The 15037-nt window shown below is 74.7% G+C and carries 14 protein-coding genes; 5 read left to right on the top strand and 9 right to left on the bottom strand.

Translation table 11 applies throughout. From position 1 onward, the window contains the following. Positions 1-120: 120 nt before the first annotated feature. A complete protein-coding gene (locus tag ACFVNO_RS28715; RefSeq protein ID WP_378897313.1) occupies positions 121-1875 on the top strand; it encodes an ABC transporter ATP-binding protein in 1755 nt (584 codons plus the stop codon). A gap of 73 nt (positions 1876-1948) precedes the next feature. On the opposite strand, the gene ACFVNO_RS28710 is transcribed toward ACFVNO_RS28715, so the two are convergent. The 3 genes from ACFVNO_RS28710 to ACFVNO_RS28700 form a co-directional block, all read right to left on the bottom strand. After that, entirely contained in the window at positions 1949-2980 is a 1032-nt protein-coding gene (locus tag ACFVNO_RS28710; protein ID WP_355266345.1) for a tetratricopeptide repeat protein, read from the bottom strand. 257 nt (positions 2981-3237) lie between these two features. Further along, the gene (locus tag ACFVNO_RS28705; protein WP_355266342.1) at positions 3238-4488 is read right to left on the bottom strand and encodes an HRDC domain-containing protein; all 1251 of its coding nucleotides are present in this window, start codon (positions 4486-4488) and stop codon (positions 3238-3240) included. A gap of 95 nt (positions 4489-4583) precedes the next feature. Beyond that, on the bottom strand, positions 4584-5159 hold the full coding sequence (locus tag ACFVNO_RS28700) for a DUF3000 domain-containing protein (RefSeq protein ID WP_355266054.1): 576 nt from the start codon (positions 5157-5159) through the stop codon (positions 4584-4586). 265 nt (positions 5160-5424) lie between these two features. Here ACFVNO_RS28700 and hemE point away from each other — a divergent pair, with 265 nt between their 5' ends. Continuing rightward, entirely contained in the window at positions 5425-6450 is a 1026-nt protein-coding gene (gene hemE / locus ACFVNO_RS28695) for a uroporphyrinogen decarboxylase (RefSeq protein WP_220565680.1), read from the top strand. A 150-nt stretch (positions 6451-6600) separates the two neighbouring features. On the opposite strand, the gene ACFVNO_RS28690 is transcribed toward hemE, so the two are convergent. Next, positions 6601-7755 carry a DUF4349 domain-containing protein gene (locus ACFVNO_RS28690; protein ID WP_378897232.1) on the bottom strand — a complete coding sequence of 385 codons (1155 nt, stop codon included), beginning with the start codon at positions 7753-7755 and terminating at the stop codon, positions 6601-6603. A 310-nt stretch (positions 7756-8065) separates the two neighbouring features. On the opposite strand from ACFVNO_RS28690, the gene hemG reads away from it, so the two are divergent. Further along, entirely contained in the window at positions 8066-9523 is a 1458-nt protein-coding gene (hemG, locus tag ACFVNO_RS28685) for a protoporphyrinogen oxidase (protein WP_355266048.1), read from the top strand. Then, positions 9520-10230 carry a hydrogen peroxide-dependent heme synthase gene (hemQ, locus tag ACFVNO_RS28680; RefSeq protein WP_220560233.1) on the top strand — a complete coding sequence of 237 codons (711 nt, stop codon included), beginning with the start codon at positions 9520-9522 and terminating at the stop codon, positions 10228-10230. The genes hemG and hemQ overlap by 4 nt, the downstream gene beginning before the upstream one ends. A gap of 222 nt (positions 10231-10452) precedes the next feature. Here the strand turns inward: hemQ and pssA are convergent, their stop codons facing one another. The 3 genes from pssA to msrB form a co-directional block, all read right to left on the bottom strand. Continuing rightward, the gene (gene pssA, locus ACFVNO_RS28675) at positions 10453-11274 is read right to left on the bottom strand and encodes a CDP-diacylglycerol--serine O-phosphatidyltransferase (RefSeq protein ID WP_378897227.1); all 822 of its coding nucleotides are present in this window, start codon (positions 11272-11274) and stop codon (positions 10453-10455) included. Further along, the gene (locus ACFVNO_RS28670) at positions 11261-11929 is read right to left on the bottom strand and encodes a phosphatidylserine decarboxylase (protein WP_220560234.1); all 669 of its coding nucleotides are present in this window, start codon (positions 11927-11929) and stop codon (positions 11261-11263) included. Before ACFVNO_RS28670 ends, pssA begins: the two co-directional genes overlap by 14 nt. Positions 11930-12097: 168 nt before the next feature. Further along, the gene (gene msrB / locus ACFVNO_RS28665; RefSeq protein ID WP_355266043.1) at positions 12098-12535 is read right to left on the bottom strand and encodes a peptide-methionine (R)-S-oxide reductase MsrB; all 438 of its coding nucleotides are present in this window, start codon (positions 12533-12535) and stop codon (positions 12098-12100) included. A gap of 242 nt (positions 12536-12777) precedes the next feature. Between msrB and ACFVNO_RS28660 the strand changes: the two genes are divergently transcribed. Further along, on the top strand, positions 12778-13158 hold the full coding sequence (locus tag ACFVNO_RS28660) for a hypothetical protein (RefSeq protein WP_355266040.1): 381 nt from the start codon (positions 12778-12780) through the stop codon (positions 13156-13158). Positions 13159-13210: 52 nt separating this feature from the next. Here the strand turns inward: ACFVNO_RS28660 and ACFVNO_RS28655 are convergent, their stop codons facing one another. Both ACFVNO_RS28655 and ACFVNO_RS28650 read right to left on the bottom strand, forming a co-directional pair. Further along, positions 13211-13975 carry a GntR family transcriptional regulator gene (locus tag ACFVNO_RS28655; protein WP_355266037.1) on the bottom strand — a complete coding sequence of 255 codons (765 nt, stop codon included), beginning with the start codon at positions 13973-13975 and terminating at the stop codon, positions 13211-13213. A 163-nt stretch (positions 13976-14138) separates the two neighbouring features. Then, entirely contained in the window at positions 14139-14918 is a 780-nt protein-coding gene (locus ACFVNO_RS28650) for a dihydrofolate reductase family protein (RefSeq protein ID WP_378897222.1), read from the bottom strand. Positions 14919-15037: the final 119 nt, after the last annotated feature.

Here is a 15037-nt window from a genome sequence, read left to right as displayed (position 1 = left end):
GTTGACTGGAACGGCCCGCGACGTCCCGCCGCGCCTACTTTCGCACGGTTCGGGGGCCGCGACGGGAAACCGACACGGACGGGGAGACGACCCTTGGCGGACGACCGCGAACACCGGGAGATGCTGCGCGCCGCACCGCGCGCCCCCCTGCACCGACTGCTCTCCCACGCCCGCCCCCACCTGCGGGTCCTGCTGGTGGGCGGCTCGCTGACCCTGGCGGGCGGCGCGGTCGGCCTGGCCCAGCCGCTGGCGGCCCGGTACGTCATCGACGCGCTGGGCGCGGGCGGGCCGCTGCTGGCGCCGGTGCTGCTGCTGGCCGCCGCGGTGGTGGTCGGGGCCCTGATCGGAGCCCTGGGCTCCTTCCTGCTGGAGCGCACCGGCCAGGGCGTCGTGCTGGACGTGCGCCGCGGCCTGGCGGGCTCCCTGGTCCGGCTGCGGGTCGCCGAGGTCGACCGGCTCACCCCGGGCGACCTGGTGGCCCGGCTGACCGCCGACACCACCCTGCTGCGCACCGTCACCACCAGCGGCCTCACCGACCTGGTCACCGGCGCGGTGCTGCTGGTGGGCGGCATCGCCGTCATGGCGGTCCTGGACCCCGTCCTGCTCCTGGTCACCCTGGGCATGATCCTCGTGGTCGGCGTGCTCATGGCCCTGGTCCTGCCGCGCATCGGCCGGGCCACCCAGGAGGCCCAGGCCGCGCTGGGCGCGATGGGCGGCCGCCTGGAGCGGGTGTTCGGGGCCTTCCGCACGGTCAAGGCGTCCTCCGCCGAGGACACCGAGCTCGCCCGCCTGGACGAGGCCGCGGTGGACTCCTGGCGCAAGGGGGTCGCGGTCGCGGGCTGGAGCGCGCTGTCGGGCACCTTCACCGGACTGGCCGTCAACGTCGCCTTCCTGGTGGTGCTGGCGCTGGGCGGCGGCCGGGTGGCGGCGGGCGCCCTGGAGGTCTCCACCCTCATCGCGTTCCTGCTGCTGCTCTTCTACCTGATGCAGCCGATCGGGATGCTGGTCACCTCGCTCACCGACCTCCAGGCCGGGCTGGCCGCGGTCCGGCGCATCGACGAGGTCGCCGGGCTCGACCGGGAGGACACCGGCGGCGGCGCGGCGGGGGCGCCCGAGGTTCCCGGGGAGCCCGCCTCGGTGGTGTTCGAGGACGTCGTCTTCCGCTACCGGCCCGAGCTGCCACCGGTGCACCACGGCGTGTCCTTCGCCGCCTCCGGGGCCGGGCTCACCGCCCTGGTCGGCCCCTCCGGCGCGGGCAAGACCACCGTCTTCTCCCTCATCGAGCGGTTCTACGACGCCACCTCGGGACGCGTCCTGCTCGACGGGACCGACGTCCGCGACCTCCCGCTGCGCGACCTGCGCGCCCGGATCGGGTACGTGGAGCAGGACGCGCCGGTGCTGGAGGGCACCCTGCGGGAGAACCTGGTCCTGGCCGCCCCGGACGCCACCGGCGCGGACCTGGCCGAGGCCGTGGCCCGGGCCCGCCTCACCGACCTGGTCTCCCGGCTGCCCGGCGGACTGGACGGCGTCATCGGGCACCGCGGGGTGACCCTCTCCGGCGGCGAGCGCCAGCGGGTGGCCATCGCCCGCGCGCTGCTGCGCCGGCCCCGCCTGCTGCTCATGGACGAGGCCACCTCGCAGCTGGACGCCGCCAACGAGGGGGCGCTCAAGGAGGTGATGATGGACGCCGCCCGCACCACCAACGTCATCGTGGTCGCCCACCGGCTCTCCACCGTCACCGGGGCCGACCGCATCGTCGTCATGGACGCCGGCCGGGTCCGGGCGGTGGGCACCCACGCCGAACTCCTGGAGGGCGACGACCTGTACCGCGACCTGGCCGCCGGACAGCTGCTGGCCCCCGCCCAGGGGAACTGACACGCAGGCCCCGCGCCCGGCGGGAGGCCGGGCACGGGGCCGTGGATGGCGTGGGGGCCGCGGCGGGCCGGGCTCAGAACAGGGCGTCGGCCTCGCGGTGGCGGCCCGCGGCGCTGTAGGCGCCCGCCAGGTCGCGGCGCAGCCGCAGCGTCAGCCGGCGCACCTCCGGGTCGCCGGAGGAGTTGAGCGCCACCCGGTAGGCGTCGCGCAGCGTCTCCACCGCCTCGTCGGTGCGCCCCGCCTGGGTGTAGGCGCGGCCCAGCCGGTGGTGCACGGTCAGGGTGTCCAGGTGGCCCTTGCCCATCCGGCGGCGCCGCCCGGCCAGGACCATCCGCAGCTGGCGGACGGCCTCGTCGTGGCGGCCCGCCATGTTCTGCGCGGCGCTCAGCCCCAGCCGCAGGTCCTCGCTGCGCTCCGCGTCCTGCACGTCCGCCAGCGCCCGCTCGTAGTGCGCCATCGCGGCGTCCAGCCGCCCGCTGCGCCGGTAGCACACGGCCAGCCGGCTGCGCGCCTCCACGGTGTCCTCGTCGCTGGGCCCGAACGCGCTCTCCCGGTCCCGCAGCAGCACCTCCCACTGGGCGGCCGCGTCGGCGGGGCGGCCGGCGTCCTCGAACGCCCAGGCCAGGTTCTCCCGGATGATCTCGGTGCGCGGGTGCTCGGTGCCGAAGACCGCGACGGCCTCGTCCAGGGCCAGCTCGAACTGCTGCACGGCGGCCTGGCGGCGGCCCATCTGCGCGTACTTGGTCGCCAGGTTGTTGCGGGCGGTGATGGTGTCGGGGTGCTCGGTGCCCAGGCGCTCCACCAGGGACCGCAGGGTGCGCTCCAGCGAGGCGGCGCGCATCCCGGCGGTGGGGGCGGGCTGTGCGGAGGACCCGGACCCGCCCGGGCCGGCGGCCGGGGACCCGGCGCCGGGTGCTTCGCGGGAGGGGTCGGTGATCACAGCGGTCGGGGCGGTGATCCGTGAGGGGAGGGCGTCGGAGGCCTCCACACCCCGGACGTCCGCCCGCACCGGGGTGGCGTCGGAGGGGACACCTCCGTCGACGGAGCGCACCCGGTCGGTACGCGTACGTCCGGTTCCACCGAACAGCGAACGCCAGAACGACAGCGGACTCACCTCTTTTCCCTGACCGCATCCTCGTGCACGCGCGCACCGGGCCGGACCGCCGGTGCTCCTCGCGCGGTGTGCCCCCACACCGTCGCAACGTTCCCTCTCCACCGTCAAGAGGTCACAGCGCCCTGAAATTCCAAGGCACAGTTCCATAACTTAAACGGACACGAGGCCATGGAACAGGCGGTCCGGGCCCCCTATGTGCGGTGACTTCGGCCACACCGGGGTTGAGGACGCGGAAGAGGGGTAAAGGTTCACCCTTCTTCGGCTGTTCTCAGAGCGGTCGCGAGGGGTTCCGAGGTAAGTCCGATCTGCCACTCCCGGGCTCCGCGCTCGCGCAGGAACGCCCCCACCGAGTCGGGGTCCACGGTCGTCGGCGGCGCCCACGCCAGCCGCCGCACGGTGTCCGGCAGCAGCAGGTTCTCGGTCGGCATCACGACGTCCTCGGCGATGCCCGTGACCGTCGCCCGCGCCGCCTCCAGCCGCCGTGCGGCCTCGGGGGCGCGGTCGGCCCACCGGTTGACCGGGGGCGGCCCGTCACCGGGGGCGTTGGGCCGGGGCAGGTCCGCCTGGGCCATCTCCCGGGCCCGGTCGATCGCCTTCATCCACGTCCCCGGGTACCGGCGCGCCAGTTTGATCCCGAACTGGCGGATGCGGTTCAGCTCCGTGGAGTTCTTGGGCATCGTGGACGCGGCCTCCACGATCGCCGCGTCCGGCAGCACCCGGCCGGGGGAGATGTCGCGCTCCTGCGCGATCCGGTCCCGCTCGTACCACAGCTCCCGCACCGCGGCCAGGGACCGCTGGTTGCGCACCCGGTGGATGCCCGAGGTCCGGCGCCAGGGGTCGGCGCGCGGCTCCTTGGGCGGCGCGGCCAGCACGGACGCGAACTCCTCGCGCGCCCACTCCAGCTTCCCGGCCTCCTCCAGCTCCGTCTCCAGCGCGTCGCGCAGCTCGATGAGGATCTCGACGTCCAGCGCCGCGTACCGCAGCCAGTCCTCCGGCAGAGGGCGCTGCGACCAGTCCACGGCGGAGTGCTCCTTGGCCAGGCGCACGTGCAGCATGCGCTCCACCATGAAGCCCAGGCCCACCCGCTGGTACCCGAGCAGGCGGCCGGCCAGCTCGGTGTCGAACAGCCGCCGCGGGCGCAGGTTGACCTCGCTCAGGCACGGCAGGTCCTGGTGTGCGGCGTGCAGCACCACCTCGGCGTCGCCGACGACCTCGTCCAGACCGCTCAGGTCGGGGCAGGCGATCGGGTCGATCAGCGCCGACCCCGAACCCTCCCGGCGCAGCTGGACCAGGTAGGCGCGCTGTCCGTAGCGGTAGCCCGAGGCCCGCTCGGCGTCGACCGCGACCGGGCCGCTGCCGGCGGCGACGGCTGCGACGACTCCGGCCAGGGCGTCGGCGTCGGAGGTGACCTCCGGCAGACCTTCGCGTGGTTCCCGTAGCAGAGGCGCCATCTCGGCGTCGTCGTCACCTGGTTCACGGGGTTCTGTCTTCGAGTTCAACGCGTTCGCCACACCACTACGGTATGCGCTGCCGACACCGCGCGCGGATCCGGACCTGACCTCTCGGAGCCCGCGAACCCCCGCGGGGGGAGGGCTCAGGGCCGCGCACGCTGCCGGGCGATGTCCGCGACGTCGGCCGGCGGCAGCCCGGCGGCCGACGCCAGCAGGGTCTGCCAGGCCGCCGTGTGCGCGGTCAGGTCGTCGGCCTCGGGGGTCCAGGAGGCGCGCATCTCCACCTCCGTGGTGGACCCCTCGCCCGCCTTGGTCCCGAAGCCCTCGGTGGTGGCACGGGTGACCGTGCCGCTCAGCGTGTGGTGGGAGGCCCCGCACGAGGCCAGGGCGTCGGTCAGCCAGCTCCAGGCGACCGGGCCCAGCAGCGGATCGGTGGCGATGTCCGACTCCAGCTCGGAGTTGACCTGGCAGACGACCCGGAACGGGCCGGGCCACTCCCGGGTCCCCTCGGGGTCGTACAGGACGATCAGGCGCCCCCAGGCGATCTCCTCGCCGTGCACGGTGACCTGCGCCGACACGGCGGCGGCATGGGGGGCCAGCCGTCCCGGGGCGGGGATCTCCCGGACGGTGATCTCTGACCGGAGGGAGGGGCCGTTCAGGGCCTCGACCGCTCGCCGGAACGTGTCGCCGGCGTCCGCGGCGCTACCGACATCGGGCATGGTGGAAAAGTCAGCCTTCATTGAGTGTGATCGCGTGCTGGCGGGGTGTCGCCCGACAGGGGGCGGTTCCCCCCGGCGCAGGAGGGTGGGCACGCCAACGACCGTGGCACGACTCGCCGCCCCCGGGACGCAGATACCCCGGCGTGTCGGGGTTTTGTGATGATCTTGGGACCGGGCACCGCCCCCGGGGCGCTGCGCACGGTCACCGTTCGGGGCGATCCGCGTGAGAGCACCGGCCGGGGCATGGCACGATCGAAGGGTGACGCTGCAAGATTCTCCTTTCCTTCGCGCCTGCCGGCGCCTGCCCGTGGACCACACCCCGGTGTGGTTCATGCGCCAGGCCGGGCGCTCCCTGCCCGAGTACCGACGGGTCCGCGCCGACGTGCCGATGCTGGAGGCGTGCGCCCGCCCCGACATGATCACCGAGATCACGATGCAGCCGGTCCGCCGGTACGACGTCGACGCCGCCATCTTCTTCAGCGACATCGTCGTCCCGCTCAAGGCGATCGGCATCGACCTCGACATCAAGGCCGGTGTGGGCCCGGTGGTGGCCGACCCGATCCGCGACGCGGACGGGGTCAAGCGGCTGCGCGACATCGAGCCCGGCGACCTGCCCTACGTGACCGAGGCCGTGGGCATGCTCACCGGCGAGCTCGGCGACAAGCCGCTCATCGGCTTCGCCGGAGCCCCGTTCACGCTGGCCTCCTACCTCATCGAGGGCGGGCCCTCCAAGAACCACGAGCACACCAAGGCGCTCATGTACGGCGAGCCGGAGCTGTGGGACGAGCTCATGCGCCGCCTGTCGGCCATCACGCTCGGCTTCCTGCGCACCCAGATCGACGCGGGCGCCAGCGCGGTCCAGCTGTTCGACTCCTGGGTGGGCGCGCTCAGCGCCGAGGACTACCGCGCCTCGGTGCTGCCCTACACGTCCTGGATCTTCGGCCAGCTCAGCGAGTACGAGGTGCCGCGCATCCACTTCGGCGTGGGTACCGGAGAGCTGCTGGGCCTGCTCAGCGAGGCCGGCGCCGACGTCGTGGGCGTCGACTGGCGGGTGCCGCTGGACAAGGCCGTGCAGCGCGTCCAGCCGGGCACGGCGCTCCAGGGCAACCTGGACCCGGCGACCCTGTTCGCCCCGTGGGAGGTCGTCGCCGAGCGCACCCGCGACATCCTGTCCCGCGGACGCACCGCCGACGGCCACATCTTCAACCTCGGCCACGGGGTCCTGCCGGAGACCGACCCGGACATGCTCCAGCGCCTCACGGAGTTCGTCCACGAGGAGACCTCCGCCTGATCCGCGGACGCGGCGCGGCCGGACCGCGCTCCCGCGCCCGTCGACGGCGCCCGGCCCACCCGGCCGGGCGCCGTCCCCCTTCCGCGGCACCGCCGACACGGCCGGGCCCCGGGACCGTCACCGGTCCCGGGGCCCGTTCATCGGCGGAGGTCACCGGTCCTTGGGGTCCTCTTCCGACCCATCGGTCTCGTCGGATCCGGCTGTCCCAGTGGCCTCGGGGCCCTCGATGCGACCGGCGGCCTCGCCGGTCCCAGTGGCCTCGGTGCCATCAGCGGGCCCGGTGGTCCCGGCGCCACCAGTGGGCTCGCCGGTGCCCGAGGCCTCGTCGGTCTCGTCGGGCGCGGTGTCCTCGGCGGCTTCGCCGGTTCCAGCGGCCTCGGCGGGCGCGGGGGTCCCAGCGGCGGCGGTTCCGGGCGCGGGCGGCGTGGGAGCGCCCGGAGCACCGGCGCGGACGGGGACGCGCGGGGCCTGCGCGGCGGAGCGGCGGCGACGGCGCAGCCACCAGACCAGGGCGGTGACCGGCACGGCCAGCACCACGGCGAAGGGCAGCAGCCAGCCCAGGGCGACGGCGAGGCCCTCGAACACCGAGACCAGCGCCCGCCAGCCGCGCTCCAGACCGCCCAGGAAGCCGATGCTGTCCTCCGACGGCTCCTCGATGTAGGTCTGCGGCGGCACCAGCGTGAGATTGACCGTCGAGAGCGTCGTCTGGTCCTCCAGGGTCTTCAGGCGCGCCTGGAAGGCCTCCAGCTCGGCCTGGCGGTCCTGGATCTCCCGCTCGACCCGCAGCAGCTCGTCGACGTCGTCGGCCTCCTGCAGGTACCCGCGCAGGGTCTCCAGGGCGGTCTCGGCCGACTCGATGCGGCTCTCGACGTCGGCCACCTCGCCGGTGACGTCCTCCACCGACCGGTTGAGGTCGGAGCGGTCGCCCAGCCCGGCCAGGTCCTCCAGCGCGCCCTCGTAGCCCTCGTTGGGGATCCGCAGGGTCAGGTACGCCTCGGGCGTTCCGCCGGTGGGGGTGGACAGCGACTCGGAGGCGACGTGGCCGCCCGACGCGGCGGCCAGCTCCTTGGCCTCCTGGGCCGCCTCGGCCACGTCGTCCACACGGACCGTGAGGTCGGCGATGTGGATGAGGCTGCGGTCGGCCACCTCCGCCTCGGCGTCGACGACCGACGACCCGCCGCCCTCCTCGGCGGCGGCCTCTTCCTGCGACCGGTCCGCCTCGGCGGCGAAGTCCTGCGGGGCGGCGGCCTCGGGCGCCGCCTCGGTGCCCGCGGACCCCCCGCCCGCGTCGTAGGAGGCGGTCATGGGTGACGCACAGGAGGTCACCAGGAGGGCAGCCAAGCCCGTGGACAGCAAGACCCCGGCGGCACGCCGCGCCGGGGAAGAACCCGAAGTAGCCATGCACCTTGGACGTGGCACCCGTCACCGGCGTTTCGGCCTGCTGGTAACGACCGGGCAACGGTCCGAATCGGGCGGAAGGACTCTGCCGACACGGGACGTTCCCCGCGGCTCCCGCGCCCCGCGTCCGCGATCCTGGAGGGGGAGGGCCGCGGTGCGCCGGACGTCACGGGGACGGCGGGACGCTGTGACCCACGGCATCTGGGAAGCTGGGAGTATGCCTGAAGCACCGCACGTCGTCGTGGTCGGGGGCGGGATCTCCGGACTCACCGCCGCGCACCGCCTGGCCGGGCTCGGCGCCTCCGTCACCGTGGTCGAGGCCGCCGACGCGCCCGGGGGCAAGCTGCGCGCCTCGCCGGTGGCGGGCGTGTCCGTCGACGCGGGGGCCGAATCCGTCCTGGCCCGCCGCCCCGAGGCGCTCGCCCTCATCGAGGAGCTGGGCCTGGGCGACCGCCTGGTCCACCCCGGGCCGGGGGCGGCCGCCGTCTACAGCCGCGGCCGCGTCCGCCCGCTGCCCAAGGGCCAGCTCATGGGCGTGCCCGGGGACCTGCGGGCGCTGGCCCGCAGCGGCGTGCTCTCCCCGTGGGGGACCGCCCGCGCCGCCCTGGACCTGGTGCGCCCGCGCACGCCGGTGCGCGGTGACCTCCCGGTCGCCTCCTACGTGGGCGTGCGCATGGGGCACGAGGTCGTCGAGCGCCTGGTGGAGCCGCTGCTGGGCGGCGTCTACGCGGGCCGCGCCGACGAGCTCTCGCTGGAGGCCGCCCTGCCGCAGATCGCGCCGATGGCCCGCGAGGGCGGCTCGCTGGTCCGCGGCGTCCGGGCCGCCACCGGGGCCCGCGGCCCCTCCGGCGGCCCGGTGTTCGCCTCCCTGCGCGGCGGTATCGCCGGGCTCGCCGGCGCGCTGGCCGAACGCCACGGCGGGGACGTGCGCACCGGCACCCGCGTCCGCTCCCTGGAGCGCCTCCCCGAGGGCTGGCGCGTCCACCTCGACACCGGCGACCGGATCGGGGCCGCGGGAGTCCTGCTCGCCTGCCCCGCCCCGGAGGCGGCCCGGCTGCTCGCCGACCACGTTCCCGAGGCCGCCCGCGAGCTGCGCGCCGTCGAGTACGCGAGCATGGCCCTGGTCACCCTCGCCCTGCCCGCCTCGGCGTTCCCCGCCCCGCTCACCGGCACCGGCTTCCTCGTCCCGGCGGGGGAGGGAGGGCTCACCGTCAAGGCGGCCACCTTCTCCTCCAACAAGTGGCCCTGGATCGCCGAGGAGCTGGCCGCGGCGGGCGAGGACCTGGTCGTGGTGCGCTGCTCCATCGGCCGGTTCGGCGAGTCCGGGGTGCTCGACCGCTCCGACGAGGAGCTCACCGCGGCCGCCCTGGCCGACCTCTCCCGCGTCACCGGCCTGGCGGGGCGCCCGGTCCAGGCCCGGGTGACCCGCTGGGACGGCGGCCTGCCCCAGTACGCGGTCGGGCACACCGCCCGCGTCACCCGCATCCGCGACGCCCTGGCCCGCCACGGCGGGCCGGCCGTGTGCGGTGCGGCCTACGGCGGCGTGGGCATCCCCGCCTGCATCGCCGACGCGGACCGCCAGGCCCGGGACCTGGCCGCCGCCCTCCAGACCGACAGCCGTAACAGCCGCGGCGACGGAGCCGACGGCACCGAACAGCAAGGAGTCAACCCGTGACGGGCCAGCACAGCGGAGCCATCGCCGAGGACGGCGTCGACCTCAACTCCCTCATCCGCTACACCATGTGGTCGGTGTTCAAGGTCGGGAGCCTGGAGGGCGTCGACCGCGCCGCGGCGGCGGAAGAACTGCAGGGCCTGCTCGACAAGGCGGCCGAGCAGGGGGTCACCACCCGCGGCGGCTACGACGTGCAGGGCTTCCGCGCCGACGCCGACATCATGTTCTGGTGGGTGGCCGACACCCACGAACGGCTCCAGGACGTCTACAGCGCGTTCCGCCGCACCGCGGTCGGCCGCGCCGCCACCCCGGTGTGGTCGGTGGTGGGCCTGCACCGCCCGGCCGAGTTCAACCGCGGCCACGTGCCCGCGTTCCTGGCCGGCGAGGAGCCCCGCGACAACATCTGCGTGTACCCCTTCGTCCGCTCCTACGAGTGGTACCTGCTCGCCGACGAGGAGCGCCGGGCGATGCTCGCCGAGCACGGCCGCATGGCCGCCCCCTACCCGGACGTGCGCGCCAACACCGTGTCCACGTTCGGGCTGAGCGACTACGAGTGGCTGCTGGCCTTCGAGGCCGACGAGCTGCACCGCATCGTCGACCTCATGCGCCACCTGCGCGGCGCCAAGGCCCGCCTGCACACCCGCGAGGAGATCCCCTTCTACACGGGCCGCCGCAAGAGCGTGGCCCAGCTGGTGGAGTCCCTGGCCTAGGGCGCGGTCGACGGGTCGGTCCGGGGTGCGGCCGCGCGGCCGCACCTCTCCGCGCCGCCTGCGCGCGGACGGCCGACCCCGACCCGCGCTCGTCGCCTCGCGGGAGAGCGCCCCGCGGCCGATCCCGGCCGTCGGCGCGGGCGCCGGACACGCCCCAGGGGCCCGGTACAACGAAGGGCGCCCCGGCGGATGACCGCCGGGGCGCCCTTCGTGTACGCGCTCCTACTCCTCGACCGGCTCGGCCGGGGCGGGGGCCGGCTCGGCGGCCGCGCGCCGGGTGGCCAGGACGTGGAAGGGGACGGTGACGATGAACAGCAGGACCAGGGCGCTCACCAGGTACACCAGCCACTGCCCGGCGGGCAGGCCCATGCCCCAGGACACCACCAGCGCCACGCCCGCGCCGAGCATGCCCAGCACCATGTACGCCTTGCGGCCGCGCGGCTTGGGGTACTCGATGCGGCTCACCATCAGCCAGGAGATGAACAGCACCGCGACCGCGGCGATCGTCGGGGGCGGGTCCAGCAGCACGACCGTCACCACCGCCATCGCCCCGAACGGGCAGGGCAGGCCGGTGAAGTAGCCGGTGCCCGGCGTCTGGAGGGAGAACCGGGCCAGCCGCACGATCACCGCCAGCAGCACCGCGCCGCCGGCCGCCAGTGACAGCGCCCCGCCGCCGCCCTGGGTGCCCCAGACGACGAACAGGAACGCCGGGGTGAACCCGAAGCTGATGACGTCGGCCAGGTTGTCCAGCTCGGCGCCCATGCCGCTGCCGCCCAGCTTGCGGGCCACCCGCCCGTCGAGCAGGTCCAGCGCGGCCGCCACCAGCATCAGCCCCACGACCGTGGCCATGGCGCTGCGCGGCAGCGGCCCGCCGGCCCCGGCGGCCAGGTGCGTCGACAGCGCGGCGACCAGCGCGCACACGGCCAGGAACCCGCACAGGGCGTTGCCCAGGGTCAGGTAGTCGGCCAGGGCCAGCCGGATGCGGGAGGTGTCGGGGGCGGAGGAGGCGAGGGAGCCGGGGAGCGGGCCGTCAGTCGGCGTCAAGGCGGGTTTCCCCGGCGCGGACGCGTTGGCCGACCTCCACCGCCGGGGTGATCCCGGCCGGAAGATGGACGTCGACGCGCGACCCGAACCGGATGAGCCCGATCCTCTCGCCTTGCTCGACCTTCTGCCCCGCAGCGAGATACGGGATGATACGCCGGACCATCGCGCCGGCGATTTGAACGACCGTGATCTCACCGATCTCGGTTTCAAGGGTCCAGATGACGCGTTCATTACGCTCGCTGTCCTTGTCGAATGCGGGGCGGAAGCCCCCCGGGCGGTGTTCGACACGGGTCACCACGCCGGCGAGGGGGGCACGGTTCACGTGCACGTTCAGGGGGTTCATGAACACCGCGACCCGGGTCCGGCCGTCGGGGCGGACGTCGATGCTCTGGACGACGCCGTCGGCCGCGGACAGCACACGCCCGGTCGCCGGACCCCGCTCGGGGTCGCGGAAGAACCACGCCATCCCGGCGGCGAGGGCCACCACCGGCACGGCCAGGGCCGTGCGGGCCCGGGAGCCGCGGGCCGCCAGAGCGGCGACGCCGGCGGCGCCGAGCGCGGGGACCAGCCAGGGGGCCGATCCCTGGGCCATGCCCAGGCGCGGACGGGCCGCGGGCCGGTGAGAGACGGATGTGGAAGGTGAGTCGTCGGTCATCGAGCGCTTTCGTCGCGGGTGATTCTGCTCCGGGGGCGGCGGGGGACCGTCCCGCCGGAACGCTGCATGCGATTATCCCTGATCCGCCGAGGGCGGTGATCGGGTGAACACCGGGCCGCCCTCGGGCGACCCGCAGGCGTACGCCCGGAACCAGGATGCTACGCCAACCTACTCCGTAGGCTCCAGGGTCAGGGCCACGGAATTGATGCAGTACCGGTCATCGGTCGGGGTGGCGTATCCCTCACCGTGGAACACGTGTCCCAGGTGCGAGTCGCAGGTGGCGCACCGGACCTCGGTCCGGACCATGCCCAGCGAGCGGTCCTCGACCAGGGTGACGGCGTCGGAGTCGGCCGGGTCGAAGAAGCTCGGCCACCCGCAGTGCGAGTCGAACTTCTCGGTGGACCGGAACAGCTCGCTCCCGCAGCCGCGGCAGCGGTAGACGCCCTCGGTCTTCGTTTCCACGTACTCCCCGGTCCAGGGCCGTTCGGTGGCCCCCAGGCGCAGGACCGCGTACGCCTGCTCGTCCAGCCGCTCGCGCCACTCCCGGTCGGTCTTCGGGATGTCTCCGGTCCCGCCCTGCGGGGCCCTGTCCGCTGTATCAGCCATGTCTTCGACGTTATCCGGAATCGGACACCGGTGTCTCCCCGCGCCGTCGGGGCGCCGCTTTCGGTAAATCGTCCTTAGCCACGACATACCTCTAACTTCACCAACGGTCGCGTTCGGTGTCCGTCCGTGAGGGTAGGGCATGGAGCAGGGTTCAGTGGTCGAAGCGCAACAAGGCAGGTGACATGGCCGCTACAGCGCAACAGTCACTCACAGTGAACAAACGACCGCGGCGCGTCGGATGGATGCGGTACGGACTGTGGTGGTTCGAACAGGCCGCCGCGGGCGCGCGCGGCGGGATCCGCTCCCTGGCCAGGGGAGCGGGCAAGGAGATGCGGCGGGCCGCCGGGCTCACCGCGGGGGCCCTCCCGGCCGGCCTGGAGAAGGCGGAGGCGGAGCCCTGGGACGACCGGAGGCTCTTCGTCGGGCTGACGGCGTTCTCCGTCGTCGCCCTCGCACTCGCCCTGCTGCTGGGGTTCGGGGTCGCCGAGTGGATGCGGACGGAGGCGGGCGCGCTGCCCATCGTCGGGGTGGGTGCGCTGGCGGTCGGGGTGGTCCTGGCCTGCCTGGCCTACGTGGTGTTCGCCTCCCGGCAGCGCCGTTCCCGGGCCGGGGAGAGGGAGTGAACACCCCGGTGGGGCGCCTCCGGGAGCGCCCCACCGCCGGGGTGGGGGCCGGTCAGGCCTCGAAGTCGTACTGCAAGACGTAGGCCGAGCCGTCCATCGTGATCGCGTTGAACTCCACGGGGCGGTGCTCCGCGGTCAGCGCGGTGCGCGCCACCTCCAGCACCGGTGTCCCCGGCGCCAGGGTCAGGGCGCCGGTCTCCTCGGGGGTGGGCATGCGGACCCGGATCTCCTCGGTGAAGCGCGCCGGGGCCAGCCCCCGTTCGGCCAGCCGCGCGTAGATCCCGCCGGGCCCGGTGTCGTGTTCGCGGAACCGGGGCTCGTCTCCCACCGCCGCCAGCGGCAGGTGCGAGACCGCGGTCTGCACGGGGCGGCCGTCCACGAGGTAGCGCCGCGAGCGCACCAGGACCGGCTCGCCCTCGGCCAGCCCCAGGACCCGGGCCACGTGGTCGCGGGCGGCGGCCTCCTCCACCCGCAGGCGGTCCACCTCGTAGCCGCGGTCGTCGCTGTCGGTCTGCCAGATGGCCCGTCCGTTGCCCCACAGCTCCCGGGCCAGGCGCCGGGCCCCGTGTCTTCGCACCGGGCGGAACAGGCGGACGTAGACGCCCGAGCCGCGCACGGCCACGGCCAGGCCCTCGTTGATGAGCACGGAGAGCGCTTGGCGCGCGGTCGCCCGCGCCACGCCGTGGCGCTCCATGAGGACGTTCTCTCCGGGGAGGCGGTCGCCGTCGGCGAACCGCCCGGAGCGGATCTGCTCGCGTAGTTCCTCGGCTATCTCCCTGTAGACCGGTGGAGGGGGTCCGTTTTCGGACGTCGGCACCACGTTCTTCCTCTCGGCCGGGGGCCAGGCCCGGTCAGCCCCGCTGATGCGTTGTGACCACTGGGTGGCACATCTCGGGTATGTCCGGTTGCGGGAAGGTTCATGCGTGATTGAGTGGTGGCCGAAACCGACCGGTTATGGTCAGCGACCGCGGCCTGCGCCGTCAGCGCACGTAGCGCGCGAACAGGGCGTCGTCGGCGGTCAGCAGGTGCGCCATCCGCACGGGCGTGCTCTGCACGGAGAGGAACTCGGGGGCCCCGGGGGTGCCCGGCCCCCCGGCCACGATGCGCGGCGCGCCGGCGCCCAGCAGGTGCGGACTCACCGTCAGGCACAGCTCGTCCAGCAGCCCGGAGGCCGTGAACTCCGCCAGCAGGTGCGGGCCCCCCTCGGTCAGGACGCGGTACAGGCCCCGGCCCGCCAGCGCGTTGACGATGTGCACCGGGGTGACCGACTCCCCGTCGACGACCTCCAGGTCGGCGTGGCGGGCCACGTGCGCGCGGCGCCCGGCGGGGGCCGAGGCGACGGTGAAGACGATGGTGCGCGCGTGCGGGGGCGCGTCGGTGAGCAGGCGGTCGGGCAGGTCCAGGGTCCGCGAGACGACGGCGACGGCCGGGGTCGCCGGGCGCCCGGCGCGCAGCGGGGCCCAGGAGGCCCGGTCCTTGACGGGGCCGTAGTCCTCCACCCGGGCGGTCCGCGCGCCCACCAGCACCACGTCGCACAGCCCGCGCAGGACGCCCATCACCCGGCGGTCGGCGGACGAGGACAGGTCGCGGCTGCGCCCGGAGGGGCCGATGGCCCCGCCGTCCACACTGGCCACCATGTTGGCCCGCACCCACGGCCGGTCCAGGCCGACCGGGTGGGCGTAGGCGGCGGCCAGGTCCACCTCCCCGCCGGGGGAGGGGAGGAGTTCGCGGAACACCGGGTGCGCATCGTTGCCGACCATGGTGCACCAGCGTAGGGCCTGTACGGGGCGGGGCCGCTCCGCGCGGGGCCCGTGTCGCCGGGCGGGGCGCCATCGGGCCCGGGAACGGCGACGGCGGCCCGCCGGGCGCTCAGCGCCCC

This window comes from Nocardiopsis sp. NPDC057823 (genome assembly GCF_042797335.1).
Classification (GTDB): Bacteria; Actinomycetota; Actinomycetes; order Streptosporangiales; family Streptosporangiaceae; genus Nocardiopsis; species Nocardiopsis changdeensis.
This window is presented reverse-complemented; position numbering and strand designations above follow the sequence as displayed.